This is a genomic window from Paenibacillus sp. FSL H7-0326, assembly GCF_001955535.1.
Lineage (GTDB): Bacteria > Bacillota > Bacilli > Paenibacillales > Paenibacillaceae > Paenibacillus > Paenibacillus shunpengii.
Map to the genome: position 1 here is coordinate 1,841,599 of NZ_MPVN01000001.1, position 26,770 is coordinate 1,868,368.

The following is a 26,770-nucleotide window of genomic DNA, read 5'->3' on the forward strand; positions in this document are numbered from 1 at the left end:
TTATTTGCTGAGCAGCGCGTTTGCTTTCTCAGCCGCTTCATCCAGCGCCTGCTGAGGCGTCACATTAGCATCGAGAATTGTTTTTTCAATTGCGCTCTTCATGATTTGTGCAACTTCCGGATAAGCCGTCTCCATTGGACGAGGTCTTGCATATTCAAGCTGATCCACAGCTACTTTATATTGCGGATATTCTTTGTACAGGGACTGCATTTCTTCTGTTTCCAGTGCGGACAGACGAGTTGGCAGGTATCCTACATGCTCACTTTGATAGATGGTGCTCTCCGTCGTTGTCATGAACTTGATGAACTCCCATGCTGCTGCCTGCTCCTCCTCTGTAAGCTTGGACGTCATCACGAGCTGACAACCGCCTGTTGGTACACCATAAGATTTGTTTGCCGGCATGAAGGCAGTGTCGAACTCAAAATTATTTCCTTCTGAAATATCAATTGCTCCTGCTACGCCTGCTGTAGAACCGAATTTGAATGCCGACGTTTGGTTAGCCCAGTCCTTGTCAGCCGTTGCCCCTGCCTCGTCCCCTACCGGGATTTTGATCAAGCCTTCGTTTGCAAGCTTCTTCCAGAATTCCACCGGTTCAACACCTTCTGGGGAATTGAACAGTACCGATTTACCGTCTTCAGCCAAAATTTGTCCTCCGGATTGGGCAACAAGTCCTTCGTAGAACCAAATATCGACCGGCATGGTCATCAGTGAGATTCCTTTTTCCTTAAGTTTACGTCCATATTCCTCGAATTCTTGCCAGTTCTTTGGTCCGGCAGGATCAAGGCCTGCTTCTTCAAGCACAGTTACGTTCATATACATGATCGGTGTGCTGCGCATGAAGGGAAGTCCGTACAGCTTATCGTCTACATAGGCATTTCCCATAAGGCCCGGGTTAAAATCATCCATTTGTACTTCCTCAGCATCCTGCTCTGCTAATGGACCAAGCTCTTGAATCATTCCGTATCTGGCAAATGTTGCAGTTGATGCGATTTCCAGGTCGGAAACGGCAGGTGCATCCCCTGCGGCAAATGCAGCCTGAACCTTGGCATGCAGGTCGTCATAATTTCCTTGGTATTCAGCGATGACTTCAATCTCATCCTGGGATTCATTGAAGCGTTTAACCAGCTCCTGCTTCGCCTCTTCGATCTTGTCTCCGAAGGCATACCAGTATTTGATCTGAATCTTCTCTCCTGTGCCTTCACTTGCACTTGCCGAGCCTGCCCCCGCATTCGTCGCCGAGCTTTCTCCGGATTCACCGCCGCAGGCGGATAGCATAACCGCCATTCCCAGCATGAGTGATAAGAACCCCCGTCTTTTATTTCTTTTCATTTTCTATTTCCTCCTAATCGTTTTAAAGCCGCTCTTGGACATGACAAAAGAAACCTGAACGAAACCATTCAAGGCTCTATACAAGGCCTCTCTGGTCTGTTCAGGTTTCTCCATCACTCCAACCCACTGGCTATTTACTTGTCTATATATAAGTGGATGCTTGTCTCTTCATCCTGCACTTATCTTATCTCTTCATTGTTAACGGTATTAATTGCAATTGTTAAACATGAGTTAAGTTAAAGGCTTCCTTCCACATGGAGGTGCTCGACGAGGAAACAGCTGTTGCCCCATACTTGAGACATTCCTTGGCATGTCTGCGCTCGGTAAGCAGTCCTCCTGAGATAATGGGCAGCTCTGTCATCGTCCTCACTTTACCCAGCACTTCAGGAATACGGGCCGGCATGATCTCAATGACGTCAGGCTGTGCCTGATCCAGCGATTGGGCAATGTTATCAAGCCCTTCCGAATCAATGAGGAAAAAGCGCTGAATCGTCAAAAGTCCAAGCTTCTGTGCCTTTTTGACCACCTGAATCTTCGTCGTAATGATCCCATCCGGTTTAATTGCATTCGCGAGGTAATCCAGCCCCGGCTGATCATAGGATAAGCCCCCGATCTTCTCAACATGCACGAATACCGGAATTTCGTGCTTGCGAAACAGATCTACATAGCCCTTGATGACCCCGATGCTTCCTGTCAGCAGGAATACACAGCTTAAACGGTCTTTATGCTCAAGTGCAGTCTCCAGCTGTCTGACATCACGAATGGAAGCTACATTTCTATAAGTTTCAAGCCGCTCAAGCAGTGTACTGACCGAAGCCCTTGTCCTGGTGCTTGTCAGGCTCTTCTTTACATAAGGCTGCTTAACGGCACTCGTCTGCTCTTTAGACATGACCTTGACCAGGTGCTGCTGTATCTGCAGATACGAATGAAGCCTGTTGACTCGTCAGCATCACACGGCAGCCTCTCTCAAGCTCTGTTCCTCTTGCATGGACGGACGGGGAGAAATGCTTCATGTGAAGATGAATTTCCGGGAGCTGCTTAGGAAGCTCAGCATCTTCAATGTCGACTGCCGTGATGTCGATATAATCGTCTCCAAGCTCCACCATCCGGAATGCATGCTCGTCCAGGCAGGCGGACAGCTGAACAAATGTCCAATTATTCTGCTTGGTAATGGAATCCACATGTGTATGTCCGTTAAAATAGACAGCCGTTCCCTGCTTCTTGCTTAAGATCCGCCACATATCGATGGATGGGTCGATTGAACCCTTATCCCGATCTGACCCCGTTGTCGTCAAATGAACCGGATGGTGAGCAAATACGAGCATCGGCTTCGTGCCTGAGCTGACAATGACATTCTCAAACCAGCTCAGCTGCTCCTCATCCATCCAGCCTCCCCAGTTGGTCAGATCCATCTCTCTAGTCGTATCCAGAAACACAAGAATCGCTTTGTCCATCGTAAGTGCCTGGTAGCGGGCTTGTCCGGTCAAAGTGAGCAGATCCCTCTTGGTCTGGGAATAGGTATCATGATTACCGAGCACATGGAAGAAGCTTCCGTCATATTGTTCGATAATGTCATACACTTCATTGATTTCTCTCTCTGTACCGAAATTCGTAAGATCACCCAGCGATATATGCATATCGGCTTCAGCGCTCATGAAATGGTGCAGCATTTTTTTATAAAACGCATCTCTTGCCGTAACCCACGCCTCAGTACTCTCGTCCGCTTCGTGGTAATGCAAATCTCCCAGGATCGCCAGCTTCATATTCTAACACTCTCCTTATGCGTTTGCTTAGGTCAATTATAGGAAGAGAATGTTATCTGGAAATCACATCCAATAGCTGTTTATGTAAAAATTTTGGTTCAGGTGACGAAAAAAAAAAAAGCGAATCTTCCTCTTTAATGGAGATTCGCCGTTTAGCTTAATAACCTATGCTTGCATTACACTCGTTTCAATCTTGATCGTTGTTCTTAGTCCCAGGACATTCATGACGGACTGAATCTTCTCTGTTGTAGCCCCGCTGTACTCATTGCGTTCATCCCTTGATACCTGTGCCTCGGACACACCTAATCTCCTGGCAAGCTCAGCCTGCGATATATTCATAAAGATCCGGTATGCAATCAGATTCTTTCCGAGATCCGTTATGCTCTCCAGCGGACCAAATGATCCCTTCTTGATCATTTCATAGTCATAAATCTCTTCGGCCAGCTCCTCTTTAAAAGACAACAGTGGACGAAGGGCCAGGTCTGTCTGTTCTTTACTCATACCGTTGCTCTGATAACGCAGCTTCTCATTCGCAATATAAGCCTTATGATCCTTCATTTTTTCCAAAGCTCTTCGGTAAGCGGTTTCAGTCTTGATCATTTACACTCATTCCTTTACTCCTCATACTTGTAATGCTTTTGTCAGCAGATCATATAAATATGTATGGCTTGATATGCCCAGAATATACGTAAATCGAGCAATTTTTTATTAACATTTTTGTTAATAATTATATGGCAGAATAAACAGACGGTCAATAATGAAAGGAATGAAAAAAGCCTGCCCCCGCTTTAGGGACAAGCTCTCAGATTATGTATGGTGATTGCTGTTTACGATCTTCGTCTTACCGAATAAGGTATTTCTTTGAGCAGTACTCCTAGCAGGAGAAAACATAAATAACTAAACATTACGACCATATCCATACTTTTTACCATTATTTTCTCCTCCAATATGCTTTTATCCTAAATTTAACAGCTGGTTTTCCTTTTGTATACTATATATCGAATAATGACCGTTACTTTTTAACGCCTTACTGCACTAAATAAAAAAAAAAGGCAACGCCAGCTTCGCTGTGTTGCCCTATACCTTATGGATTAGATTTAACTTCCAATCTTCTCGCGATCCTTGCCTTTGTCGGATTCACCTGCATTCTTATTTGCCGCTTCACGATCCTGCTGCATTTCCTCAATGGTCTTCACTTTAAGCCTTGCAGCCCCTTGATAGTCCCGGGTTGGAATCAGGTTGCCTGCAGCAAGCCGTTCCTTGGCAGAAGCAATCGCTTCGGTATATTGCGGAAGCCACTTCTCGCCAGCGACCAGCATCTCATCAACCATTTGCCATATTTCCTTCGGATTGCAGACCGCTCCTACGAGGGGGTCCATCATAAAGGCTTGACGGAGCAGCTGATCATCTCCATGAATAGCCGCTTCGACTGCAAGACGCTGTACAGAGATGCTCACATTGCATACAGCTGCCGGTCCAAGCGGGAGATCCCCGACATGCGGCATCGAGATCCCGTTCCGATCGACATAGCCTGGTGCCTCGATAATGGCGTCATTCGGAAGGTTGGAAATAACTCCGTTATTCACTCGGTTGAAATGTCCCCGGTACACTCTGCCTGTCTCCAGACTCTCAATGATATAGGAGCCATGCTCCTGTCCACGTTTCTCCGGCACAAATTGGTTCGGCTCCTCCTTCATCCAGTTAGGAAAGTCCGTCTCGAACCAGTTTCTTCCCTCTGTACACACCCGAAGATATCCGCCGGTTTCCCCATTAATCCAGCTCCCCAGATCAATCCATTCCTGGATTTCATCCGGACGCTTGCGATACCACGGTACATATTCACTAAGATGGCCATTCGATTCCGTACTGTAATAACCGAAGCGGCGCAGCATATCGATTCTCACTTTTTCTGTACGGCTGAACTCTGGATGCTTCTCGAAAGCCTCTAGCAGTCCTGCAGTCAGATCCTTGCCTTCATGGCTTGCTTTGATATACCAGGTCTGGTGGTTGATTCCGGCGCAGACGATATCGACATCCTTCATCTCAAGCCCATACACCTGTGCGATTTGATGATGTCCATGCTGTACGCCATGGCATAAGCCTACTGTATTTACACCACCGTATTTGTTGCAGGCCCAGGTCAGCATCGCCATCGGATTAGAGTAGTTCAGCAGCAGTACATCCTCCGAGCATACCTCACGGATATCCTTGCAAATATTCATCATTTCAGCGATTCCGCGCTGTCCGTACATGATGCCGCCCGCACACAGCGTATCTCCTACGCATTGATCGACGCCATATTTTAGTGGAATATCGACATCCGTCGCAAAAGCTTCCAGTCCACCGACACGAATTGTACATATGACATATTTCGCATCCTTCAGCGCTTCACGTCGATTCGTGGTCGCCTTAATCTCGATGGATAGTCCATTCTCCCGAATGTCACGTTGACATAACTCAGTTACCATATCCAGATTATGTTGACTAATATCTGTAAATGAAATTTCGATATCGCTAAATTCAGGTACGGTCAGCAGGTCACGCAATAATCCCCGAGTAAATCCAATACTTCCTGCTCCAATAAATGCTACCTTAAAAGACATCAGCTTCTCATCCACCTTTCCATATTAAGACCCTTGATATTCTCTTCGTCATTGTAGCAATATCTATTCAGGAAGCGTTACCAATATCGTGACCTCTTCATCTGCCGTATGTACAAAATCCTCACCTGTGAACACCAAAAAGAAGAGATCGCAAGACCTCTTCCTCTCTAGTCCCAGGATTTTCTCTCACCCAGTTCCCGATATTTAACAGGCGTTAAGCCTGTATGCTTCTTAAACAAAGTGTGAAAATATTGACGACTGCTGATCCCCACATAATCCGGAATATCCTGAACTGGAATTTCCGTCTGGGACAGCAGCATCTTCGCCTTATCCATCCGAACCCTGGTCAAATACTCTGTCAGTGTTTGGTCGGTATGTTTCTTGAATATTCGGTGCAGATAGCCTGGATGCAGGTTAACATATGCCGCCACATCCTTAACCTGAAGCGGCTGATCAATATGCTGACGCATATATTGGATACTCCTTGTAACGTATCCGTCCGCAAGCGGTTCACTGCCTTCTGCTGTACTCCTCAGCCTGGCGATCCGCACGAGCAGCTGGCTGAACAGAAGCTCAATCATGAAGCTGGTATCTGCGGAAGGCTGCCGATCCAGCTCCAGCACCAGACTCTTCAGCACATAATAGACTTCTTCCGGATCAGATAACACAAGATGCCTGAACGGACGCGCCAGAAACACAGCGACCTCCTGCTCCTCCCTTGCTATATGTCCAAGAGAGAAGGGGCCCGAATACGGCTGGAAGCCGAATTCTACATTCAGCATTCGGCAGGGACCCGCCTGCTCCACGATTAACCGATGAGGAACCCCCTCATCGAGAATAATAAACTCACCTTTACGCAGCACAATACGCTCGGTACTGCCGTCATCCCCCATAACATCAATGGCACCTGTTCCTTGGATCATATACATGATCTCCGTCCAGCGATGCTCATGATATTCCATCTTATAATTCTGCCACTGTTTATAATAATAGGCATAAAAGCCAGGGCCAGCCTCGGAAGGAGAGAGCTCATGATGAAAAAAACTGCCTCTCATCACCGTTCCTCCTTACGCCTCTCGCTGTGCGATATACTTTTGAATAACAGCTGAAACGGCAGTCATGCTGAGCGGCTTGCTCACATAGTCATCCATGCCAAGCTCCAAATATTTATTGCGATCCCCATGAATGGCATGTGCCGTGACGGCGACAATGTAAGGACCTTCAGTGCCAGGCATCTCTTGGCGAATCATCCTTGTTGCCATCAGACCATCCACGACAGGCATCTGGACATCCATAAACACCATATCGTAATCCTGTTCTTTACAAGCCTGTACTGCCTGTTCCCCGTTTGGCACTACCGTTACCCGATACCCCAGCCTGTCCATCATCTTAATGAACACCAGCTGATTCACCTCATTATCCTCAGCCACTAGAATCTTCAGTGGTTCAACAGAAGCTCCATGATCCTGTTCTGTCTGATCACTCCTTGGACCTGCGGAAGGAGGCTGAAGTCTAAAGTTAGCCGTAAAGATGAATCTGGATCCCGGACCATCCGGTCTCGGCTCATACCAAATCTCTCCTTCCATCAGCTCAACCAGCCTCTTGCATATCGCAAGTCCAAGACCCGTACCTTCAATCTTTCGAGTCATATAATTATCGACCTGATAGAAGGGCTCAAATAACCGGAGCATCTTATCTGCAGACACACCAATGCCTGTATCCTCAACCTCAACTTTGAGCCTCACATGCCTGGATGTCTGTTCGACTTGTTCAACACTTACCGATACACTGCCGCTTGGCGTAAATTTAACTGCATTGCTCAATAAATTCATCAATATTTGTCTTACCTTGGTCCCATCACCAAATAGATACTCAGGTACATTCGGCGCGATCGATGTCGTAACTTCGATCCCTTTCTCAATGGCTCTTGGCTGATTAATATAGTAAGCCTCGGACAAGGTTGTTCTCATGCTAAACAATTCATGAACCAGATCAATCTTACCGGATTCAATCTTGGAAAAATCCAAAATATCGTTAATAATGTTCAGCAAGGTACTGCCGCTCTGCTTAATAATTTCAACATACTGGCGTTGTTCCGATTCAAGCTCGGTTTCCAGCAGCAAGTCCGTCATTCCAATGACACCATTCATCGGGGTACGGATCTCATGACTCATCATCGCCAGAAACTCGCTTTTTGCCTTATTCGTTTTCTCAGCCGTTTCTTTCTCGATCAGAAGCCGCCTCTGCTCGGTAATATCCTTCAGAATTAGATAGAAGCCAACACGGTTATTGTGAATAATAATTGGAGCAAGAGAAGCAAGGACCTCGACAAGATGACCGTCCTTGTGCTTAATATGATCGATCCCCTCTTCAATGAGCGCATGATCAAGCTCGTCTGATTTCAGATTTGCCAGCACTTGCTCGTCAATCAGCCTGGCAATTCTCGTCCCGATTAATTCGGCAATGGTGTAACCCGTTAGTGTTTCTGTCATTTGGTTGCCATTGATGATGTTGCCGTCCAGGCCAAATGAGATGATGGCATCATGATTGTATTTTTTTAGTGAAGTGTATCTTTCCACACTTTCATTCAGCTTTAATTCTGCTACTTTATTTGCAGTGATATCTATAAGATGTGCAATGAAATAGATAGGTTCCTCTGATATTTCATCAAGTACCAAAGACACGTGGACACTGGCCCATACCTTGTTTCCGTTTCTATGTGTATATTCCTTGTCAAATTTAATTGAAGACGAAGCCCGCTCCAGCAGCGCAGATGGATGAACCGCTTCGGAGAAAATGTAATCCATCGCCGGAAGGGTCATGAGCTCCTCCAGCTTATAACCTAAGATGTGACAGGCGGAAGCATTCGCATGAATCCAATTGCCCTGGGTCGATACTAGAGCAATGCCTACCGGTGCTTGATTATAAATATGCTTTGCTATCACTTGCTGATCAAATTGCAGGAAATCACTCATTTATCGCCCCTCCTCGTTCAAATATTATACATGAGGTGTCAACATAGGAGGAGATCGTTTTTAGAAAATAGACAAAATTTATAGATTCTAATTTCTGAAATGTAAAAAAGCGGCTTCGCTGTACAAGCGAAACCACCCTTATGCGTCACACGAAGTCACACTGCACTCCCTCGCTGCCCATCTTCACTAACCTCAAGTCTTACTTATTCTATAGTCCCTGCCTTGCTTAACAATCTGTACAGCACTTCGGCTGCCTCTGCACGGCTTGTGTGTGCACTTGGATTAAGACGACCCGCTTGATCGCCTTTGATCATCCCGCTGTGAACCAGGTTTGCGAAGCTCTCCTTCGCCCACTCCTGCACGTCTGCGAAGTCTTTATACTTGCTTAGTATAGAGATCGCTCCTTCCTCTGAGGCATCCACAAGACGGGCTGCTCGATTAACCATTACGACCATCTCTGCCCGTGTAACAGGAGCACTTGGGTCAAACGAGCTGCTGGTTCTGCCGAAGATCAGATTATTCTCGACAGCAGCCTGCACATCGTCTGCATACCAGGCATTTGAAGCGACATCTGTGAAGCTGCTTGCTTCACCCGAGACTGGAGTCAGATCCAGTGCGCTGACGAGCATGGAAGCGAATTGAGCCCGGGTCACGGACTTATTGGGAGCAAACTGCTCACTGGTTATCCCATGAATGATTCCGCTTGCGGCTAGTTCAGTAATGCCGTGAGCCGCCCAGTGACCATCCAGGTCTGTGAATGAAGGAGCTTCACCTGGTGTATTGTCTTCCGGAAGCTCGCCAGGATTCGTTTCAACCTCTGTATTCATTTCCAGAATGGTAACTGTACCACCAACCTCATTGGCTACCAGAAGCAGCGGGCTGCCTGTCGGACTGTCGGCAGCAGGGATGAACTCCAGCCCTTCCGGTCCCGTATCTGTTGCCAGGATGTCCTCCTGAGCGTATTTGCGGGTATTCACATAGCTTGTAAACACAGGCTTCTCCGGGTTCGTCACATCGTACACCATGACTCCTCCGGTTCTCTCGAGACCCGTAAAGGCATAGAGCTTGTCTCCTACCTCACCTACGGTTACATATTCCGGCTCAGGGCCCTTCTTCGGACTGCGGTCATCCATCTCTTCATCATCATTGCTTACATTGAAGAATTCCGGGTTCACTTCTCCTGTAATGCGCTCAAAATCGCTTCCGCTGTCATATACCTGCTCCATTGTATCTGCATTCCAGATGGAGAAGGACCGGCCTCCGTATAAGTACAATTCTTCGTATACGTCATTCTTCAGGCCCATTTCGGAAATGACACGAACATCATCGTAGTCTTCCGTTTGACCCAGCCACTCGGATAAGGATGAAGACAGCTTGTCGTCTTCTTTTATATCCGATATCTTGAGCTCATTCTCAAGACCTTCCCATCCTGTAGCATCTCCTTCATTCGCTGTGAAGAGATACGTTTGGCCATTTATTGTATGTGATGCAATACCATCCGGCATATACAGGCTTTTGAGTGGAGCATTCTCAAGCTTCACCTGACCATCTGAGATCAGATCGGCCTCGTTTCCAGGCTTGCTCAGATCCTTGGCTCCAAGTCCTTGCACAGACACTACCTTTGCCTCTGCCAGATCAATTGCAGCAATGGCATTGTTCTCCTGCAGAGCTACATATGCCGTCTTATTATCGTCAGACAGAGCAATATATTCCGGCTCAAAATCCGTTTCTGCCTTCGCCTTCGTACCAATTGAAGCGATGATTCCATCCTCATTCACATCACCGCGAATATGTACGTCATCTCCGATCACGGACGGATCATTGAACAAGACCTGCTTCACTTCATTTGTGCGTGTATCAATGATCGTAACACTACCTTTCGGATCTGCCCCGATGCCATCACGAGGCTCTCCCTCATCCGCAGTCAAAATATAACGTCCATCCGGGCTGATCTTGATCATATCCGGCTGTACACCTACCGTATATTCCCTGAGCAGCTTGCCATCGTAATCCAACACCAGCACTTTGCCTGCTTTCATGGAGGCTTTCTCTTGTACTGCTACAGCAACATATGTACCTGCTGTGTTCACATCCACACTTGTCAAGTCGCCGACTTCAAAATCACCTGCTGCCGCAAGCGCCTCAATATTAATGCTGTTCACTTTGCGGGTCTTGCCGTCTTCCTCAAGCTTTACAATATCCAGACTTGGCGGCTGCGTAGCTCCGTTGACCAAGTAGAAGCTGCCATTGTCCTTGTTGTATCGGACGATCTCAGCAATACCGCCATCGGCATTGGTTACGCCTACTTCATAGCTCCCGATCTTGCTGATCTGAAGCGCATTCAAGCCATTAGCTGCGTTTGCCACAGCAGGTGCTGCCGAATTGCTGGCTGCATCTACATCTGCCGGTCCTGCCGGCACCATCCCCAGCGTCAGCCCTGCGGCCAGTAACATCGTTATGTATCTCCGTGCCTTAATTCTCATATTCTCTCTCCTCAATGAATCAATGATTTAAGCTGCATTTTGCCATTGTATAAACGAACTGTTAAGGGAGCAGCAGCATTGTGTATGACAGGTGTAAAACGGACGGCGAGAGAAATAAAAAGTTTGAGTAAATAAAATGAAAAGCATACCTATCCTAAAAAGAAGGAGGCCCCATTAGATGGGACCTCCTGTTTCATTAGAACGCCGGAATCATTGTATCCGGGTGCTTCTCTTCAATATATTTTCTTGCCTCATCGCTGGTAAGCACTTCGGCCAGCTTCTGAATGGCTTCTGAATCCTTGTTATCCTCGCGCGCAACGAGTGAAATCGCATATTTCTCATCCATTTCCTCTGTTACAATCGCATCCTTCGGTGTCAGGCCAAGAGGAGACGCATAGGCAGGATACATCGTTACGAGATCCACATCCTCATATGCACGAGCAAGCATCAGCAGATCCACTTCCTGGAACTTATAGTTCTTCGGGTTCTCCACAATATCGGATTGAAGTCCGTCAGTGCCGACGCCTTCTTTAAGCTTGATCATCCCATTCTGGTCAAACATGGCAAGCGAGCGTCCGATGTTTGCCGGATCATTCGGAATGGCAATTGTTGCACCATCCGGAAGCGCATCAATACTGTCATAATTCTTGGAGTAACCGCCGTAAATAATATGGTAAATCGGAGTGACTACCGTAAGATTCGCATCGGCATTATCGTTGTACTGCTGCATGAATACTTGATGCTGAAAGAAATTCGCATCCACTTCTTTATTCTTGAGTGCATCATTAGGCTGAATGTTATCTGACACGTTCACAACCTCGAGCTCGATTCCTTCTTCCTTCAAGGTTGGCTTCAAGGCTTCCATCATATCAACCATGGCCGGAAGACTGCTTGCCACTCGCAGAGTCTGGGATTCACCCGCCCCTGATGCGCCTTCGTTATTGTCAGCTGTATCGCCGCTATTCGAGCCGCAGCCCGCCGCGACCAGCATTATTGTCACTATTAATAGGAGCCCTGTCCACTTCATAACTCGTTTGCTGCTTAATGTTCTCATCAATTACAAATTCCCTTCCAAGTTTGATTAGTTAGCGTTTGTCCAAGCTTCTCGATAACAGATTACCCAAATACTGAACCAACTGTACAAGCACAATCATGATCAAAATCGTAAACACCATCAGCTCAGTCTCATATCTTTGATATCCATAGCGAATGGCGAAATCTCCAATTCCACCGCCTCCCACAACGCCGACCACGGTCGAGTACGAGATGAAGCTGATGGTTGAAGTGGTAAGACCCCGAACCAAGCCGGAACGTGCCTCAACAAATAAGAATTTGAATATAAACTGCGGGAGTGTCGCTCCCATAGACGAGGAAGCCTCGACAACCCCTCTTGGCACTTCAAGCAGTGATTGTTCTGCCAGACGCGAATAAGTGGCAATCGCCACTACGGCAAGCGGTACGGAAGCAGCGACGGTTCCAAGCGCGGTCCCCACAATCATCCGGGTAAAAGGAATCATGAAGACGACCAGCAGCAGGAATGGAAAGGACCGGACAATGTTAACGATAGAGTCGAGGATGCCAAATAGTGTCCGATTCTCATATTTCTGTCCTTTGCGCGTCAAATACAGCAGTGTTCCGAGCGGAAGACCGAGCAATATGGCTGCTGCCAGTGAGATCCCGACCATTAGAAAAGTCTGTCCAATCGACTTCCACATCTCAGAAGAATAGGTCTCTACATAATTGGGGTAGAAATGAACGACATAATCATAGAGTCCTGTAAAAAAATCACTCAACGCTCGTCACCTGCTTCCTGTTCCTCGTACCAGGCCAGCATATCTGGAGGCAGCGCACCCTCAGCCAGCTTTACGGTCCGAAGGATCTGGCCCGAGTCCATGAAGGAAACGGATTGGCACAGCCGCTCCACAACAGATACCTCATGCGTGACAATCACGATGGTAATACCCATTTCCCTGTTGACATGCTCCAGCAGCTCCAGCACACCGCCTGTTGTCTTCGGATCAAGTGCAGATGTCGGTTCATCACAGAGCAGTACCTGGGGCTTATTCGCAAGCGCTCTGGCAATGGCTACCCGCTGCTTCTGCCCTCCGCTGAGCTGAGCCGGATATTGCGCGGCCTTGTCTGAGAGTCCAACAAACTGTAAGTATTCCTGAACGCGCTGATTCCGTTCCTCTCGTGAAACCCCAGCAAGCTCAAGCGGAACAGCGACATTCCCATGCACGGTTCGATTAGACAGCAGATTGAAATGCTGAAAGATCATTCCGATCTTTCTTCTCGCTTCCCGCAGTTCGCCTTCCTTCATCCGGGTCAGCTCCCGATCCCCCATATAGACTTGTCCCTGATCCGGCCTTTCCAATACATTCATCATACGAAGAAGAGTAGACTTTCCCGCGCCGCTTGCTCCGATAATGCCGTGAATGGACCCTTGCTCAATATGAAGAGACACATCATCAACGACGGTCAAGCCACTGCCATGATGCCCTGCCCCGAATGTCTTGCTGACATGGCTTAGCGAAATCACGTAAAATTCAGTCCTCCTTAATCATAAAAGAGCCCGCACCGGTTCGATATACATGACCCGGGCGAGCGTGTGTAACACTTTTTCAAAAAATACAACCTTATAAATCATAGCATATATGAGTTTGAAATTCATACATTTTCAACATTTCAGGTCAAAATGTTGAAAGTCTTAAGCCTTAGTATTGGGTATTCCCTGACTGTGACGTGTTTCCAGAAGCAAAGCCCTTGAATAAGGTAGGTACATCATGATATCGGGTATTCGTAATCTTGCCAGTGGATGTGCTGCTGTCTGTTCGCAGAATGGAATCCTTAACGTTCGAAATATCCGAGCTGTCCACATTCATCACTACTTTATAGGAGCTTCCACCGTTCTGGCGAACGAGCTTGCCAATATCGTCGGCTCTGAAGTTCTTGATATTGAATGTACCTGCTGCATTGGCTTGGAATACTTTATCATAGGCTTTGTAGGCTGCTCCGCCTGTAATGTTCACCGTTCCGGAGGATTTCAAGGTTAATGCGTCCTCACCCACATCCTGCCATGTTACATTCGTAATATTACAGTTTCCATAACAGTGTACGCCATCCGCTGCAGGTGCGCCGAGAATAACGTTCTTTAATGTAGCTCCGGCTTCCAGTCGGAATACCGGCTTCTGTCCTTCACCTTGTCCACCATCCCCGAGCGTATTCGGGTTAGCTACGAAGGTCTGCCCCTGACCGTCATATGTTTGTCCCGCAGGTACAATAATGGTTTCATTTACGGTTGTAGCCGCATTCATACTTCCTGGCAGTATACCAAATGCAGCCGCGACCAGAGTCGTAGACAACAAAGCTCCCGTTAAACGCTTCTTCAACACTGTCTTCATCATTCATCCCGTCCTTATCCTTAGAATTTGAATACTGGTCCTCACGATACAGCGCGAATGTGCACCTTCACTTGCATCGTGTGTCCCAGCATATCAAAGGACTTATAAGTACCGGAATAATCATTAGACAAGTTAGCTCATTTAATGAGTATCTAAGAGTCATGTGTCTTCTATATAACTGTTTTATCAGATAGTTCACAAGCGAGGTTATATACTGCATATCACCGTAACACCAATAATCATTAGAAGTGTTTTTTACTTAAACCATCCTTTTTCCTTAAAGTGCTTGATGGCCTCAATCCGGTTGCTGACTCCGAGCTTGTCCAGAATGACCGACACATAATTGCGCACCGTTCCTGTCGTAATGTACAGCTCATCCGAAATTTCCTTCGTATTCTTTCCATCTGCAATCAGCTCAAGCACGGCCTTCTCCCGATCGGTCAGCGGGTTCTTCTCGCCATATCCTTCGTCAACCAGCTCAGCCGCATAAATTCTTCTTCCTGACATGACACTTCGAATCGTCTGAGCCAGCTCCTCAATGGGACTGTCCTTGAGCAAGTATCCGCTGACACCTGCCTTTAGAGCGCGCTCAAAATAACCTGTACGGGCAAATGTTGTCAGTATAATGACTTTGCAGTCCCTGCCCTTGATTTCCTCTGCGGCGTCCAGCCCACTCTTGACCGGCATCTCAATATCCATGATGCAAATGTCCGGCTCATACTGATGGACGAGCTTGATTGCGTCCTCTCCATTATTTGCCCTGCCGATCACTTCCATATCCTCTTCAAGATCCAAGAGGGATGCGAGAGCTCCTAACAGCATACGCTGATCTTCTGCAATTACGATTCGTATCAAGATAACTCACCCCTATTTCACTCTGCCGCGAGTACTGCATGTGGCACAGCAATACGCAGCTCGGTTCCTTCATGTGTCGCAATATGGAGACTTCCGTTCACAAATTCAAGACGTTCCCTCATCCCCCGCAGCCCATTGCCACGAGACTTCTTAGCCGCGTCTCCAATCCCTCGCCCATTATCCTTCACGATGACTGCCAGCTCGGTTCGCTCAGGTTGAATCGTTATAACACACCTGGTTGCCTCGCTATGCTTCACCACATTGGTTACGGCTTCCTTCAACGACATCCCGAGCACATTCTCGTTCATTAAAGAGAGGTCACTTAGATGCTCTTCCCCTTCAATATGAAGCTCAATGTCAGCCGCCTTCAAAATCTGACGGATTCGAAACAGCTCGTCCTCCAGCCGCGCCCCTCTCATCTGGGTGACCATCTCGCGCACTTCCTTCAGTGCGGTGCGTGCCGTTTGCCGTACATCATCCATCTCACTCTGTGCACGCTTCGGGTCACGGACAACTAGCTTGCCCGCCAGTTCGCTCTTCAGGCCAATGAGCGACAGTTTTTGCCCCAGCGTATCATGCAGATCACGAGATATCCTCTGCCGCTCTTCGAGCTTGACGAGCTCAGAGATTCGTTTGTTGGCATTTTCCAGCTGGCCTTCGAGCCGATCTTGTTTATTTTTGTTATAGGTGCTGACAGGCAGCAGAATAACAGCTATCATACTAATCAACACGAAGGGGAGCTGCTTAATGACCACTTCATTCGCAGAAGCGAGTGAGTAATTAATCGTAATAAAGGTGCTTACGAGGTGTACGGTATAGAGGGTAATAAACCCGGCTTTATTTTGAATCGTCCCGATAAAGAACGCCAGAAACAGTGAAAAATAAACAAAGCCAAAGATGATCGCCATCGTCACCGAAATCGCAATTTGCACACCATACCAGATATATACTGGCCATCCCCTCATCACAAGGCCAAGCAGATTTGAAGCAAAGAAGATGATGATCAGCAGAACACCAAATACTACATATCCCTTAGAAGAAGATCCGATAATAAAATAAAACGGCAATATAAAACAGACCAGCCATACATACGGGTTCAGACCCGTATTCTTGCGGAACATATCCTGCCAGCGATGCATGCTGTTCATTTAAGCTCACCTGCTCATTTCCGAGAGTTCATCATCCGCTGCAATCCCAATAATAAAAAGACTACAGATATGATTATCTATAGTCATCTTACCATAAGCGTTGAAGTCTTATGCTTTCTATTTAAATAGCTGCTGCCTTTTTCTCTGCGAGCTCGCGCTGAGCACGCTCCTTAAGACGCTGCCCTTTCTTGTACTGCCTGAACGTAACAAATCTCTTCATATCCTCGTTCCACAATCTGAATCTCATGGCCTTGAAGCTCTCCAGGACGGTAATCGTCGTTGCTTGCTGCAAAGGCGGAGTGGCATTGTGCGCCTCTTCCAAATGGTAGTTTGGCACCCTCGGGCTCAGATGGTGGACATGATGGAATCCGATATTACCCGTAATCCACTGCAGCGGCTTCGGAAGCTTGTAATAGGAGCTGCCTTCTACAGCAGCTTGAATATAAGACCATTCATCCTCATTCTCGAAATAGGAATCCTCAAAGGTATGCTGAACATAGAACAGCCAAATGCCAAGCATGCTTGCAAAATAGAATATCGGCACTTGTACAAGCAGGAATGCCTTCCAGCCGATGGCCAGAATAAGCAGCGCGTATACAATTACAATCAGCAGATTCGTCAAATACGTATTTAAGCGTTCCTTGCGCTTAGCGCCGCGCCGATTAAATCGATATTGCAGCAAGAACACCGCGATCGGGCCGATCCCGAACAGAATGATTGGATTACGATAGACACGATAATAGAACTTGGTATACCACGGTGATTCATTATATTCGGTGACAGTCATCATCCAAATATCGCCGATTCCCCGTTTATCCAGATTACCGCTGGAGGCATGGTGCACCGAATGACTGTATTTCCATTGCATATAAGGGGTAAGTGAGATCACACCGGTCAGCGTACCCACAATGTTGTTTGCTTTTTTATTTTTGAAGAAAGAACCATGACAGCAGTCATGAAATATGATGAATGTCCGAATGACAAAACCGGCAGCAATCAAACTTATAGGCAAGCTGAGCCAGTAGGATACCGACAAACTTGCATATGCCAAATACCAAAGCACAAATAAAGGAATAAGCGTATTTACCATTTGGATGATGCTTGATTTGAGCTCCGTTTTTTCGTAAGGAGCCACTTCCTTTTTCAATTGGGATTTAAATGATGCAGACATGACATCGTCTCCTTCACAGCAGGACAGGTACAGGAATTGAAGCTTAACGATCCTCTGGACTCGTGTCCTTATTCTCCTTCCATTGTAAAAGAAGAATGTCAGCCCTTGAAGTCATAAATGTCAACTCATGAGTATGACAAATGTCATGTATTCTCCTATTTCGCATGTTGATCCACTTACAGCTGTCCTCCATACCACTCCAAATAACCAAGCTGATCAGCGAGAATAAAACATATAGAGATTGCAGCGAGCAATACACATAGAAAAGTCAAATCCTGCCACCTAACCTGAAGCTTCAAATAAAAATCACGATGGCGTTTCCCCGTGAATCCTCTGGATACCATGGCAACGGCTACCCGCTCGGATTTGCGGATACTGCTGGCCAGCAGCGGAATCGAGTACCTCTTGAACGCGTGAAGAATAAAGCAAATACCCTTCTCCCGCTGAATCCCGCGCATACGGTGAGCCTGCTGCATGGTCGCCAGCTCTTCCCGGAACAGCGGCAAGAAGCGATATCCCGCCATAATCCCGTAAGCCAGCTTCGGAGACAGCCTGCACTGCTGCATCAGGCTAAACATCAGCTTCACCGGATCTGTCGTAAGAATGAACAGGAGTGAAAGCGCAGAGAAGGTGAGCGTACGAAGCCCGAGAGACAGAGCGGTAAGCACCGTTTCTCGTCCTGCCTCAAATCCGCCGATCCTGATCCATACTTCATCATTCATAACGATGCTCTCTCTGGGAAAGACAATCGCTGTCCATACATAGCCGAGGGCCATGATCAGAAACGGAGCAAACAGCAGCACCCATCTGCGCCAGGATACCTGACCAAAGCATGCCGTAAGCAGTATCGTTACCATTAAGGCGCTTAGCTGCGTGACGGGATCAAAGGCGAAGGACAACAGAACGACGCCAAGGGTGACGGCTAGAGCCTTGATACTTGGATTCATATGATGGAGATTCCAGCCGCCGTGCTGAGAAGAAGCGGAAGCACTTCCGGCTGATTTCACTGCACTTCCAGCTGATTTCACTGCACTTCCAGCTTCGAGTGTGCTTGCGTTTGCTTCGTTTGTCCTTGTAAGTGGTTCGTCTGAACTTGTAAGTGCTTCGTTCACACTTGAATCATGGACAGGGGCTTCAGCTGTATTCGGGAACTTCTCCGTTCGGATGCTAGTGTCCGTGTCTAACGCTCTTGCCAGCTGTACCTCAAGCGGCAGCACCAGCTTCGCCTCGGCAAGTCGCTCCTCAGGCCAGTGCCACAGTGCTGAAGGTCTGTCATTCAGCTCTATCTTTCCATCCATCACTACAATCACACGGGTAGCGTAAGCGCGGACCCATTCCATATCATGTGTGATCATAATGACCGTAAGCCCTTGCCGGACTCTGGCCTTCAATGCTTCCAGCAGCCTTAGAGATGCATAGGCATCCTGTCCATAAGTGGGCTCATCACATATAAGCACCTGCTGCTCTTCCACAAGCATCGCTGCTACGCTGAGCCTTCGTTTCTGGCCTTGACTCAGTGCATAGGGACTGTAATTTGCAAGGTGGGACAGCCGGAACTCGGCTAGAAGCTCTGCTGTCCTCAGCTGAACCTCTTCTTCGGACTTGCCCTGCAGGCGCAGTCCAAATGCAAGTTCCTCGCTCACTTTATCCGTAACGAACTGATGCTCGGGATGCTGAAAGACGAGGCCGACGCGCTTGCGGATGACAGACTCCGGCAGCAGGCTCATATCCTCTCCGCCAGCAAGCACCCGTCCCTCCTTAGGTGTGAGCAATCCGGACAGAAGCCCGGCCAGCGTAGATTTCCCTGCTCCGTTCGGTCCGGTTATGGCGATGAATTCACCTGCTCTTACACGCAGAGAGACATCCTGAATGACAGGCCGATCGTGTCGATAGAATGTCATTCCATGTGCCTCCAGCACAGGAGCACGTCTCTCCTCCTCTCCTCTAGAATACAGAGATTGCTCAGCCCTCTCCCGCAAGTAGTGTCTAACCTGCCCTTGCTCAAGTGCAGGACGTGATATCCAGTAATTGATGAGCTCTTCAGCGGTGAGTGGAAGAAATTCAGTCGATCCCGGTACACATTCACTTAGCTGCCGCTGCAGGGTCACTGGACCAGGCACCCATATTCCCATTCGCTCCAGTTCAGCGTGATACATGGAAAAAAACATGCCTGGTTCATCCATTCGGCATATCCGCCCTTCGTGATCCATTAGCGCAATACGATCGATGTCTGCCATCCAGGCATCCAGCTGATGCTCGATTAGGAGCACCGTTATTCCATGCTTCTTGCGAAGTGATGAGATGAGCTGAGCCAGATTACGAGTAGCCACCGGGTCAAGATTGGCCGTCGGCTCATCCAGCACAAGGATGCCGGGGCGAAGCGCGAGTGCACAGGCAATCGCCAGACGCTGCTTCATGCCGCCGGAGAGTGTGTGAATCTGAGCCGTTCTGTACGGCAGCAGGTCAACCATCTCAAGCGCTTCATCCATTCGGCTGCGGATCCTCTCATGTGGACATTCCACATTTTCCAAGCAGAAGGCAACCTCTTCTTCCACTGTCAGCATACAGAACTGGCTGTCGACATCTTGAAAGACAATCCCTACAGCTTGCGCATGCAATGCTGCACTCTGCTCTACCATCGGCCTGCCCCATATCCTGACGCTTCCCGTAACCAGACACTCGATCTCTTGCGGATAAATTCCGTTCAGACACAGCGCGAGCGAGCTCTTGCCGCTCCCGCTAGGTCCCAGGAGCAGCAGCATCTCACCTGGAATCAAGTCGAATGTGATCCTATTTAATACAAGCGGAGCTTCTTCCTCATATTGAAGAGTCAAATCTCTCACTTCAATGGCAGCAGAAGATCTAAGTGTCTCATCAGCCGGCCGATCTTTATGTGTTTGGAGTACCATTATGCTTTGTGTGACCGGGCTGCTGCTCTGGCAACCGGGAAGCTCCGCAGCACACCCGTACGAACCAGCGCATCTGCAATCCATTTTCCGAGCAGACCGGCCAGAATTGCTCCGCTGATGATCCGAACCACCAGCATTGCGATTACAAATTCGGGTGATAATGCAGCAAAGCCGGATCGGAAGTAGCCCCAGGCAAAGCTGAACACTGCCGCCCCTATTCCTGATAGCATCAAGACGGACAGCGAATACTTACGATAACGAACCGCTGCAAAGACCATTTCTGCTCCAAGACCTTGAATCATCGCCGATACGATAAGAATGGGACCCGTCGTGTTTCCAATCAGTACTTCAATAATGCCTGCAATGGTTTCGGACAGAAAGGCCGCCCCTGGCTTGCGAATAATGTACGCAGCAATAATCGAGACAATGAACCAGATTCCGAAGATCACCTCATAACCCATCGGTCCCATGACACCGGTGAGCAGGTTTCCAATCTGTAAGAACACGAGATAAATGACGGCAAAAACAACGGACAATGAGCTTAATACGATAATGTCACGCAGCTTCCAGGCTCCCATACGTTATTCCGCCTCCCCTTGCTTCTTATTAGAAGGACTGTTGCAGGACAGCGTTACGGTCATTACGACATGGGACACCGATTCCTGCGTCACTTCAAAGGACTGCTCCAGTGTCTTAAAAATGGTATGTACATCCCCTGCAAGGCGTGTAGCGTAATGAATACCTCCGCCGTAGCTGCCATCCTTCTTCGCAATATCAACGACGTTGGCAATCTTCTTCATGTATTCCGGCTCTCCGAGAGCATATAAGGCATATTCCGCTGCTCCTTCGATACGGATGGAGGAGATTATATCTTCATTCATTCGAACGGCATCTTCTGACATATACACATCACCCGCTGAATCACCCGGACAACCAATAGAGAAGGTGCCGCTGAACACTACGTGCTCGCCTGTCTTGGCTGCATGCAGATAAATCGCCTTCATAACGTCAAAAACATGCTCAAGCCTGCCGCGTACGCAGGTACTTACATCTCCGGTCTCTGTCCATACCTTGGAGGTATCCGCCTCTTGGATTGCACCCAGAATAATATCAACAAATCGATCACTCATCGGATACAGTGAAAAACGACAGCCCACAATCCGACTTGTTCCACATACTTCTGTACTCATTTCTCCATCTCCTCAAGTTTGAATTGTTGAAACAACACAAAAAAGAGCTGCACCCCTAAGTGAGTGCAGCTCAATAAAATGTGATGCCCAGAATATGGTTTCGTCTGAACTGAAGCTTATGTCCAGATCAGATGCCGGTTCCGGGCCTATATCATTTCATATCCCCGCACTTCCCCACGCTAGTATGATCTAGATCGGGTGTAAAGGGTTAACCGCCATCGTTCATATCATCGACGTATTGGTCTCTCAGCCAGTTAAGGCACCCCTAGTGCTGTATTTCGATTATGCTGTTCCAATCGTAACCCATTATACTGCTTTCTCCTGTTTTGTAAAGACTCGATTGTCTACACAAATTGTTAAACATGAATTATGATATTTACAACAAAGGAGGGCTCCACATGCTGGGTATTATTAACTTCGAAGTATTTCTGATCTCGTCCATCCTGCTCAATATTACGCCAGGGCCTGATACGATGTATGTTCTTGGCAGAAGTGTGGCTCAGGGGAAGCGGGCGGGCATTGTTTCGGCGCTTGGCATTACCGCGGGGGGCGTTGTGCATACACTGCTTGCTGCGTTCGGTTTATCCGTGATCTTGATGAGCTCTGCTGTTCTGTTCAATGTCATCAAGGTTATAGGTGCAATTTATCTAACGTATCTCGGCATTCGAATGCTGATCGACAAGGCATCGCCTAAGGCTAAGTCTCATGGTGGACCTGCAGATATGCCTTCCGAGTTATCGAATTCCAAAATATTTACGCAAGGCCTCTTCACGAATGTAACCAATCCTAAAGTCGCCATGTTTTTTCTCGCATTTATGCCGCAATTTATTGCCCCGGGCAGCGATGCTTCGCCACTGCCTTTTGTAGTGCTTGGTCTTACATATTGCTTGACCGGAGGAATCTGGAGCATCCTGATCGCCGCCTTCTCGTCCACAGCAACGGGTAAACTGAGAAATAACGTCAAGATGAAGACGATCCTTAACAAAGCTACAGGGTTCATATTTATTGCAATGAGTATTACGCTGCTCAGAACCAAAGCTGTAGAGTAGCAGATAACAGCCTATCTTCTACCCTTCGGGTTGCAATAAGCCGTATCATACAGTAAACTGTCAGGATACAATGTAGCTTGAAAGGAAGGCTGATACCATGGAGATCCCTTCATTAAATAGAATCAATGAGCTGAGTCGTAAACAGAAGAAGGAAGGCCTTACACCGGAGGAAATCACCGAACAGAAGGCACTTCGTGAGGAATATTTGAAGGCCATCCGCGGACAGGTATTGTCCACCATATCCGGACTGACCATTGTAGATCCGAATGGAGACGACGTTACACCAGAGAAGCTCAAGCTCGAGCAGCAACAGGATAAATCCAAGCTGAACTAAAGTAAAAAAGGATAGAATCGAGTACCCGTTCAACAGCGGGTATGTGCCGATTCTATCCTTTTCTTTTATGCAGGATTATCCATGCTAGATCGCTAGTATTTCGCGGATTTCTTCCTCACTTAAGGCGGATGAGGATTCCTGTCCAGGCTGAATCACTTCTTCAATGAGATTTTTCTTGCGCTGCTGAAGCTCGTACATTTTGTCCTCTACGGTTCCGCGGCTCACCAGCCGGATAACCTGAACCACATTCTTCTGTCCCATCCGGTGTGCCCGGCTCGCTGCCTGGTCCTCTACCGCAGGATTCCACCACAGATCATACAAAATGACAGTATCAGCCCCCGTCAAGTTAAGTCCCGTACCGCCGGCCTTGAGCGATATAAGGAAGAAATCCTTCTCCCCTTCGTTAAAGCGCTGGCACATTTCAACACGCTCTTGGCCTGGTGTCTGTCCATCCAGATAAAAGAACGGAATACCCTGAGCTCCGAGCTCCCTGCCGATGATGCCCAGCATTTCAGTAAATTGAGAGAAGAGCAGCACCCTTTTGCCTGCACTCCGGCTTTCTTCGATGAGCTCCATCAGCTGCTCAAATTTCGCTGAGCTGCCCTGATAGCCCTCCACGAACAGCCCTGGATGGCAGCACAGCTGTCTTAGCCGGGTCAAGCCGGCCAGAATCTTGATTCGATTCTTGTCGAACTGCTTCTCGCTCAGATGCTTCACGGTCTCAGCACGCAGCTTGGCCAAAAAGGCAACATAGAGCTTCTTCTGCTCGGTCAGCAGCTCGGAAGTGTGCAAGGACTCGATCTTCTCCGGCAGCTCCGCAAGAACATCGGCCTTGACTCTGCGCAGCAGGAATGGACGAATTCTACGGGCAATAGCTTCTCTTGATAACTCGTTGAAGGCTTTTCGCCCCTGGAACAGCTCCGGAAATACAACGTCAAAGATGGACCACAGTTCTTCAAGGCTGTTCTCGATTGGTGTCCCGGTAAGTGCAAACCGGTGTCTCGCATTTATCGCTTTTACCGCATGTGCGGTCTGTGTTGCATAATTCTTGAACGCCTGCGCTTCATCCATAATAAAAGCATGGAAATGCCGTTCTCCATACATTTCCGCATCCATACGCAGAAGCGGATAAGATGTGATAAGTACATCCGTTGCCGTGTGCTCGCGGATGAGCTTCAGCCGCTCCGTCTTGCTTCCGTCTACGATGACGGTCGTGAGCTCTGGCGCAAATTTCTCAAGCTCATTCTTCCAATTGTAAATAAGAGAGGCAGGCGCTGCGATCATCACAGGCTGCTTATGCTCTCGAATGGATTGAAGCTCAGACACGATGTAGGTGATGCTCTGTAGTGTTTTGCCGAGTCCCATATCGTCTGCCAGAATACCGCCAAACCGGTAGGAGGCTAACGTCTTCATCCATTGATATCCCTGCTTCTGATAGTCTCGCAGAATAGGAGCCAGCCGGGCAGGAACAGGGAAATCCATATGTTCAGGATGGGCGAGATTCTCCATGAATTCCTTCAGTCTGCTGCCAAACTGTACTTGGTCTCCCAGATCCCGGTCCATCACACGGAGTCCTGCAGCGACTGGAAGCTTCATGATTCCGTTCTCGATCTCTCCCTTGCGAAAGCCCATATCGTTCATGAGTCTCACTATCTCTTGAAAGGCAGGTGCTGACAAGGGCATGAGCGCCCCATTCGACAGCTTATGGTATCTTCTTTTGGCTTCCACGCTCTCGATCACATGCTTGATTTCATTCACGGGTATCCCGTTAATATCGAATTTAAATTCCATCCAGTCGGTACGCTCATCCATATCCATATGAATCTTTGGAGCAATCGGCTCGGACATTACCCTTACCTTCACCGCTGAAGTGGCATACACATCCAGCAGCTGCTCAAGCTGAGGCATCGTGTAATACAGAAAATCAAATTCCGCATCCTCATTCTCCAGGTAATATCCGGATTCCGTCTGGGTAAAATCACTCGTTTGCATGAGCCGGATAATTTGTTCCTCTTGCGGCTTATCCCGAATAATGATCTTGTTCTCTGGGAGCCTCGCCTTCTCCTCCAGCGGATTGATCATGACATCTCCGTACTGGAACTCGAGACTCGCCAGCAGCTTGTCCCGAACCCGATCCAGATACAGCCTTGCTTTCAGCGGCACCTGAACCATATGGCTGGACACTTCCTCTGCCAGGTGCACTCGCCCGAGCCGCATCAGACCCGGAACGACCTTCTCCATATAAGGGCTCATCTGCTTGGCAGGTATCGTGAGCTTGGGAATATGAACACGTGACAGCTTCTCCTGTAAACCAGCGATCTGGCTGACAGATTCCTCGGACATTTTGTAGAAAATGCCGTTCTTCAACGCCATCCGATATTCCGGCAGGATCAGTACATCGCGAATCCCCATAGCCGTGAGTTCATAGCCTGCGCCTGTATCCGTCTTCGTAAATTCAAAATCCAGGGGCAGCAGGCTGTCTGTACAGGATACGCCGCTGAATATCTGCTCCTCCTGCTGCGTATATGCCTCTGGTACTTTCTGAAGGAGGGGCGCGATTCGCTCCCATGCCAGCGGAGGTATCAGCAGCAGCCTGTCCTGATTTCTGCCACGTCCGGGATAAGAGTTAATCGATTCGTGATACATCTCCTCCTGACGCTCCAATTGGATGAGCTCTTTCAACACCGCTTCGTCATGAGGTCTGAAATAATGAGCTTCGGGGTTATAAGTGAAATTCTTCGAGAAGACATACGATCCCCCATGCTGGATCCGGCTAAGAAACTGCTTCATCTGCTGAACGATATACAAGCGCTTCGCTCCAAGCTTCATCTCCAGCCCGATCATATGCTTATTCAAACCGTAAGGAACAGGCCTGATCAAGTACTCTATGCGAAGAGGCTCCCTTGTCTCCATAATATATTTGGCTGCCGGACTCACTCGGCTCGTGCTGCTGAAGAGGGCAAGCACATCCTCTATAAGCTGCTCCTCACTCGCTTCTCTGTGGAAGCGCGGGGTTAAACGTCCCTCTGGAACGACGGTCTCGGGATGAAGCAACGAAGGGTATGACTTCACTTCAATCCGCCCCTCCTGCTGCATCTCGCTGATCTGAAGAAGGACAGCCGCAATATGCTTGCAATAATAATTGTAATTGGTGTAGGCAGGGCAAGTGCACTGCGCTTCCACATCGCCTCCGGCATTCATATGGATCGAGACATCATATTTATTTTTGCCGCCGCCTTTAACTACCGCCTGAAAATTGCCAGCCGATGCGTCCGATAGCGTAATACCAACCATGCCCGCATTATAGTATTCCTCACCACGTTCATAGAACTTCTTGCCGCACAGCAGTTTAATTTTCTTCCGATTCAGCATTGTCGTCATGTCGCTTTGTTACCTTCCTTCTGGCCTTCACGTTTCAATTCTTGTAACTGCAATGATACCATTAATGCGCGACAGTTTCACTTCATAAGTCTCTTCCTAAATTTGATGTACAGCAAAAAAAGCACCGGACAATGACAAGCCATAGTCTAGTGCTTTCGAGGATAGAGTGATTGCTCCCA

Annotated in this window: 21 protein-coding genes and 1 riboswitch; of the genes, 2 read left to right on the forward strand and 19 right to left on the reverse strand. The window is 48.1% G+C overall.

The genetic code is table 11. The features are described 5' to 3' along the window. The 18 genes from BK126_RS08935 to BK126_RS09020 all read right to left on the reverse strand — a co-directional run bounded on the left by BK126_RS08935 (position 1) and on the right by BK126_RS09020 (position 21,827). On the reverse strand, positions 1-1,329 hold the full coding sequence (locus tag BK126_RS08935) for an ABC transporter substrate-binding protein (protein WP_076312200.1): 1,329 nt from the start codon (positions 1,327-1,329) through the stop codon (positions 1-3). A gap of 220 nt (positions 1,330-1,549) precedes the next feature. Further along, positions 1,550-2,218, reverse strand: a complete 669-nt coding sequence (locus tag BK126_RS08940; protein ID WP_083655777.1) for a glycerol-3-phosphate responsive antiterminator — start codon at positions 2,216-2,218, stop codon at positions 1,550-1,552. Continuing rightward, positions 2,211-3,092 (reverse strand): metallophosphoesterase family protein, encoded by an 882-nt coding sequence (locus tag BK126_RS08945; protein ID WP_076312201.1) that lies wholly within the window; start codon positions 3,090-3,092, stop codon positions 2,211-2,213. Before BK126_RS08945 ends, BK126_RS08940 begins: the two co-directional genes overlap by 8 nt. Positions 3,093-3,257: 165 nt before the next feature. Further along, positions 3,258-3,692 (reverse strand): helix-turn-helix domain-containing protein, encoded by a 435-nt coding sequence (locus tag BK126_RS08950; RefSeq protein ID WP_076312202.1) that lies wholly within the window; start codon positions 3,690-3,692, stop codon positions 3,258-3,260. A 497-nt stretch (positions 3,693-4,189) separates the two neighbouring features. Next, positions 4,190-5,695 (reverse strand): alpha-glucosidase/alpha-galactosidase, encoded by a 1,506-nt coding sequence (gene melA / locus BK126_RS08955; protein ID WP_076312203.1) that lies wholly within the window; start codon positions 5,693-5,695, stop codon positions 4,190-4,192. A 167-nt stretch (positions 5,696-5,862) separates the two neighbouring features. Continuing rightward, positions 5,863-6,750 carry an AraC family transcriptional regulator gene (locus BK126_RS08960; RefSeq protein WP_076312204.1) on the reverse strand — a complete coding sequence of 296 codons (888 nt, stop codon included), beginning with the start codon at positions 6,748-6,750 and terminating at the stop codon, positions 5,863-5,865. 12 nt (positions 6,751-6,762) lie between these two features. Then, entirely contained in the window at positions 6,763-8,670 is a 1,908-nt protein-coding gene (locus tag BK126_RS08965) for a PAS domain-containing hybrid sensor histidine kinase/response regulator (RefSeq protein ID WP_076312205.1), read from the reverse strand. 203 nt (positions 8,671-8,873) lie between these two features. Next, a complete protein-coding gene (locus BK126_RS08970) occupies positions 8,874-11,153 on the reverse strand; it encodes a choice-of-anchor I family protein (protein WP_076312206.1) in 2,280 nt (759 codons plus the stop codon). Between the two features lie 196 nt (positions 11,154-11,349). Further along, entirely contained in the window at positions 11,350-12,207 is an 858-nt protein-coding gene (locus BK126_RS08975; RefSeq protein ID WP_256209846.1) for a MetQ/NlpA family ABC transporter substrate-binding protein, read from the reverse strand. Between the two features lie 31 nt (positions 12,208-12,238). Continuing rightward, positions 12,239-12,868: a methionine ABC transporter permease gene (locus BK126_RS08980; protein ID WP_076312627.1), complete on the reverse strand. Its 630-nt coding sequence runs from the start codon at positions 12,866-12,868 to the stop codon at positions 12,239-12,241. A 74-nt stretch (positions 12,869-12,942) separates the two neighbouring features. Beyond that, entirely contained in the window at positions 12,943-13,692 is a 750-nt protein-coding gene (locus BK126_RS08985) for a methionine ABC transporter ATP-binding protein (RefSeq protein ID WP_076312207.1), read from the reverse strand. 175 nt (positions 13,693-13,867) lie between these two features. Next, entirely contained in the window at positions 13,868-14,557 is a 690-nt protein-coding gene (locus tag BK126_RS08990; RefSeq protein ID WP_371264591.1) for a pectate lyase, read from the reverse strand. A 252-nt stretch (positions 14,558-14,809) separates the two neighbouring features. Next, positions 14,810-15,409, reverse strand: a complete 600-nt coding sequence (locus BK126_RS08995) for a response regulator transcription factor (RefSeq protein ID WP_076312208.1) — start codon at positions 15,407-15,409, stop codon at positions 14,810-14,812. A 17-nt stretch (positions 15,410-15,426) separates the two neighbouring features. After that, positions 15,427-16,548, reverse strand: a complete 1,122-nt coding sequence (locus BK126_RS09000; RefSeq protein WP_076312629.1) for a sensor histidine kinase — start codon at positions 16,546-16,548, stop codon at positions 15,427-15,429. A gap of 130 nt (positions 16,549-16,678) precedes the next feature. After that, positions 16,679-17,728, reverse strand: coding sequence for a Delta(5) desaturase DesA (gene desA, locus BK126_RS09005; protein ID WP_076312209.1), 1,050 nt, complete (start codon positions 17,726-17,728; stop codon positions 16,679-16,681). Positions 17,729-17,904: 176 nt separating this feature from the next. Continuing rightward, the gene (locus BK126_RS09010; RefSeq protein WP_076312210.1) at positions 17,905-20,637 is read right to left on the reverse strand and encodes an energy-coupling factor transporter ATPase; all 2,733 of its coding nucleotides are present in this window, start codon (positions 20,635-20,637) and stop codon (positions 17,905-17,907) included. Next, positions 20,637-21,215 (reverse strand): ECF transporter S component, encoded by a 579-nt coding sequence (locus tag BK126_RS09015; protein ID WP_076312211.1) that lies wholly within the window; start codon positions 21,213-21,215, stop codon positions 20,637-20,639. Before BK126_RS09015 ends, BK126_RS09010 begins: the two co-directional genes overlap by 1 nt. Positions 21,216-21,218: 3 nt before the next feature. After that, entirely contained in the window at positions 21,219-21,827 is a 609-nt protein-coding gene (locus BK126_RS09020) for a YkoF family thiamine/hydroxymethylpyrimidine-binding protein (protein WP_076312212.1), read from the reverse strand. A gap of 154 nt (positions 21,828-21,981) precedes the next feature. Next, positions 21,982-22,104: riboswitch (TPP riboswitch) on the reverse strand. 121 nt (positions 22,105-22,225) lie between these two features. Between BK126_RS09020 and BK126_RS09025 the strand changes: the two genes are divergently transcribed. Together BK126_RS09025 and BK126_RS09030 are read left to right on the forward strand one after the other, a co-directional pair. Further along, positions 22,226-22,876, forward strand: a complete 651-nt coding sequence (locus BK126_RS09025) for a LysE family translocator (RefSeq protein WP_076312213.1) — start codon at positions 22,226-22,228, stop codon at positions 22,874-22,876. 97 nt (positions 22,877-22,973) lie between these two features. Further along, positions 22,974-23,210, forward strand: a complete 237-nt coding sequence (locus BK126_RS09030; protein ID WP_076312214.1) for a DUF896 domain-containing protein — start codon at positions 22,974-22,976, stop codon at positions 23,208-23,210. A gap of 84 nt (positions 23,211-23,294) precedes the next feature. Here the strand turns inward: BK126_RS09030 and BK126_RS09035 are convergent, their stop codons facing one another. After that, positions 23,295-26,591, reverse strand: coding sequence for a DEAD/DEAH box helicase (locus tag BK126_RS09035; RefSeq protein ID WP_076312215.1), 3,297 nt, complete (start codon positions 26,589-26,591; stop codon positions 23,295-23,297). Between the last annotated feature and the right edge of the window lie 179 nt (positions 26,592-26,770).

What these genes read in the sequence shown, in the direction of transcription:
- BK126_RS09025 (WP_076312213.1), top strand. Translation starts at nt 22,226, where the DNA reads ATGCTGGGTATTATTAACTTCGAAGTATTTCTGATCTCGTCCATCCTG.
- desA (WP_076312209.1), bottom strand. Translation starts at nt 17,728, where the DNA reads ATGTCTGCATCATTTAAATCCCAATTGAAAAAGGAAGTGGCTCCTTAC.
- BK126_RS08935 (WP_076312200.1), bottom strand. Translation starts at nt 1,329, where the DNA reads ATGAAAAGAAATAAAAGACGGGGGTTCTTATCACTCATGCTGGGAATG.
- BK126_RS08945 (WP_076312201.1), bottom strand. Translation starts at nt 3,092, where the DNA reads ATGAAGCTGGCGATCCTGGGAGATTTGCATTACCACGAAGCGGACGAG.
- BK126_RS09010 (WP_076312210.1), bottom strand. Translation starts at nt 20,637, where the DNA reads ATGGTACTCCAAACACATAAAGATCGGCCGGCTGATGAGACACTTAGA.
- BK126_RS08965 (WP_076312205.1), bottom strand. Translation starts at nt 8,670, where the DNA reads ATGAGTGATTTCCTGCAATTTGATCAGCAAGTGATAGCAAAGCATATT.
- BK126_RS09000 (WP_076312629.1), bottom strand. Translation starts at nt 16,548, where the DNA reads ATGCATCGCTGGCAGGATATGTTCCGCAAGAATACGGGTCTGAACCCG.
- BK126_RS09015 (WP_076312211.1), bottom strand. Translation starts at nt 21,215, where the DNA reads ATGGGAGCCTGGAAGCTGCGTGACATTATCGTATTAAGCTCATTGTCC.
- BK126_RS09035 (WP_076312215.1), bottom strand. Translation starts at nt 26,591, where the DNA reads ATGACGACAATGCTGAATCGGAAGAAAATTAAACTGCTGTGCGGCAAG.
- BK126_RS08970 (WP_076312206.1), bottom strand. Translation starts at nt 11,153, where the DNA reads ATGAGAATTAAGGCACGGAGATACATAACGATGTTACTGGCCGCAGGG.
- BK126_RS08975 (WP_256209846.1), bottom strand. Translation starts at nt 12,207, where the DNA reads ATGAGAACATTAAGCAGCAAACGAGTTATGAAGTGGACAGGGCTCCTA.
- BK126_RS08990 (WP_371264591.1), bottom strand. Translation starts at nt 14,557, where the DNA reads ATGATGAAGACAGTGTTGAAGAAGCGTTTAACGGGAGCTTTGTTGTCT.
- BK126_RS08980 (WP_076312627.1), bottom strand. Translation starts at nt 12,868, where the DNA reads ATGTGGAAGTCGATTGGACAGACTTTTCTAATGGTCGGGATCTCACTG.
- BK126_RS09030 (WP_076312214.1), top strand. Translation starts at nt 22,974, where the DNA reads ATGGAGATCCCTTCATTAAATAGAATCAATGAGCTGAGTCGTAAACAG.
- BK126_RS08940 (WP_083655777.1), bottom strand. Translation starts at nt 2,218, where the DNA reads ATGTCTAAAGAGCAGACGAGTGCCGTTAAGCAGCCTTATGTAAAGAAG.
- BK126_RS09020 (WP_076312212.1), bottom strand. Translation starts at nt 21,827, where the DNA reads ATGAGTACAGAAGTATGTGGAACAAGTCGGATTGTGGGCTGTCGTTTT.
- melA (WP_076312203.1), bottom strand. Translation starts at nt 5,695, where the DNA reads ATGTCTTTTAAGGTAGCATTTATTGGAGCAGGAAGTATTGGATTTACT.
- BK126_RS08960 (WP_076312204.1), bottom strand. Translation starts at nt 6,750, where the DNA reads ATGAGAGGCAGTTTTTTTCATCATGAGCTCTCTCCTTCCGAGGCTGGC.
- BK126_RS08950 (WP_076312202.1), bottom strand. Translation starts at nt 3,692, where the DNA reads ATGATCAAGACTGAAACCGCTTACCGAAGAGCTTTGGAAAAAATGAAG.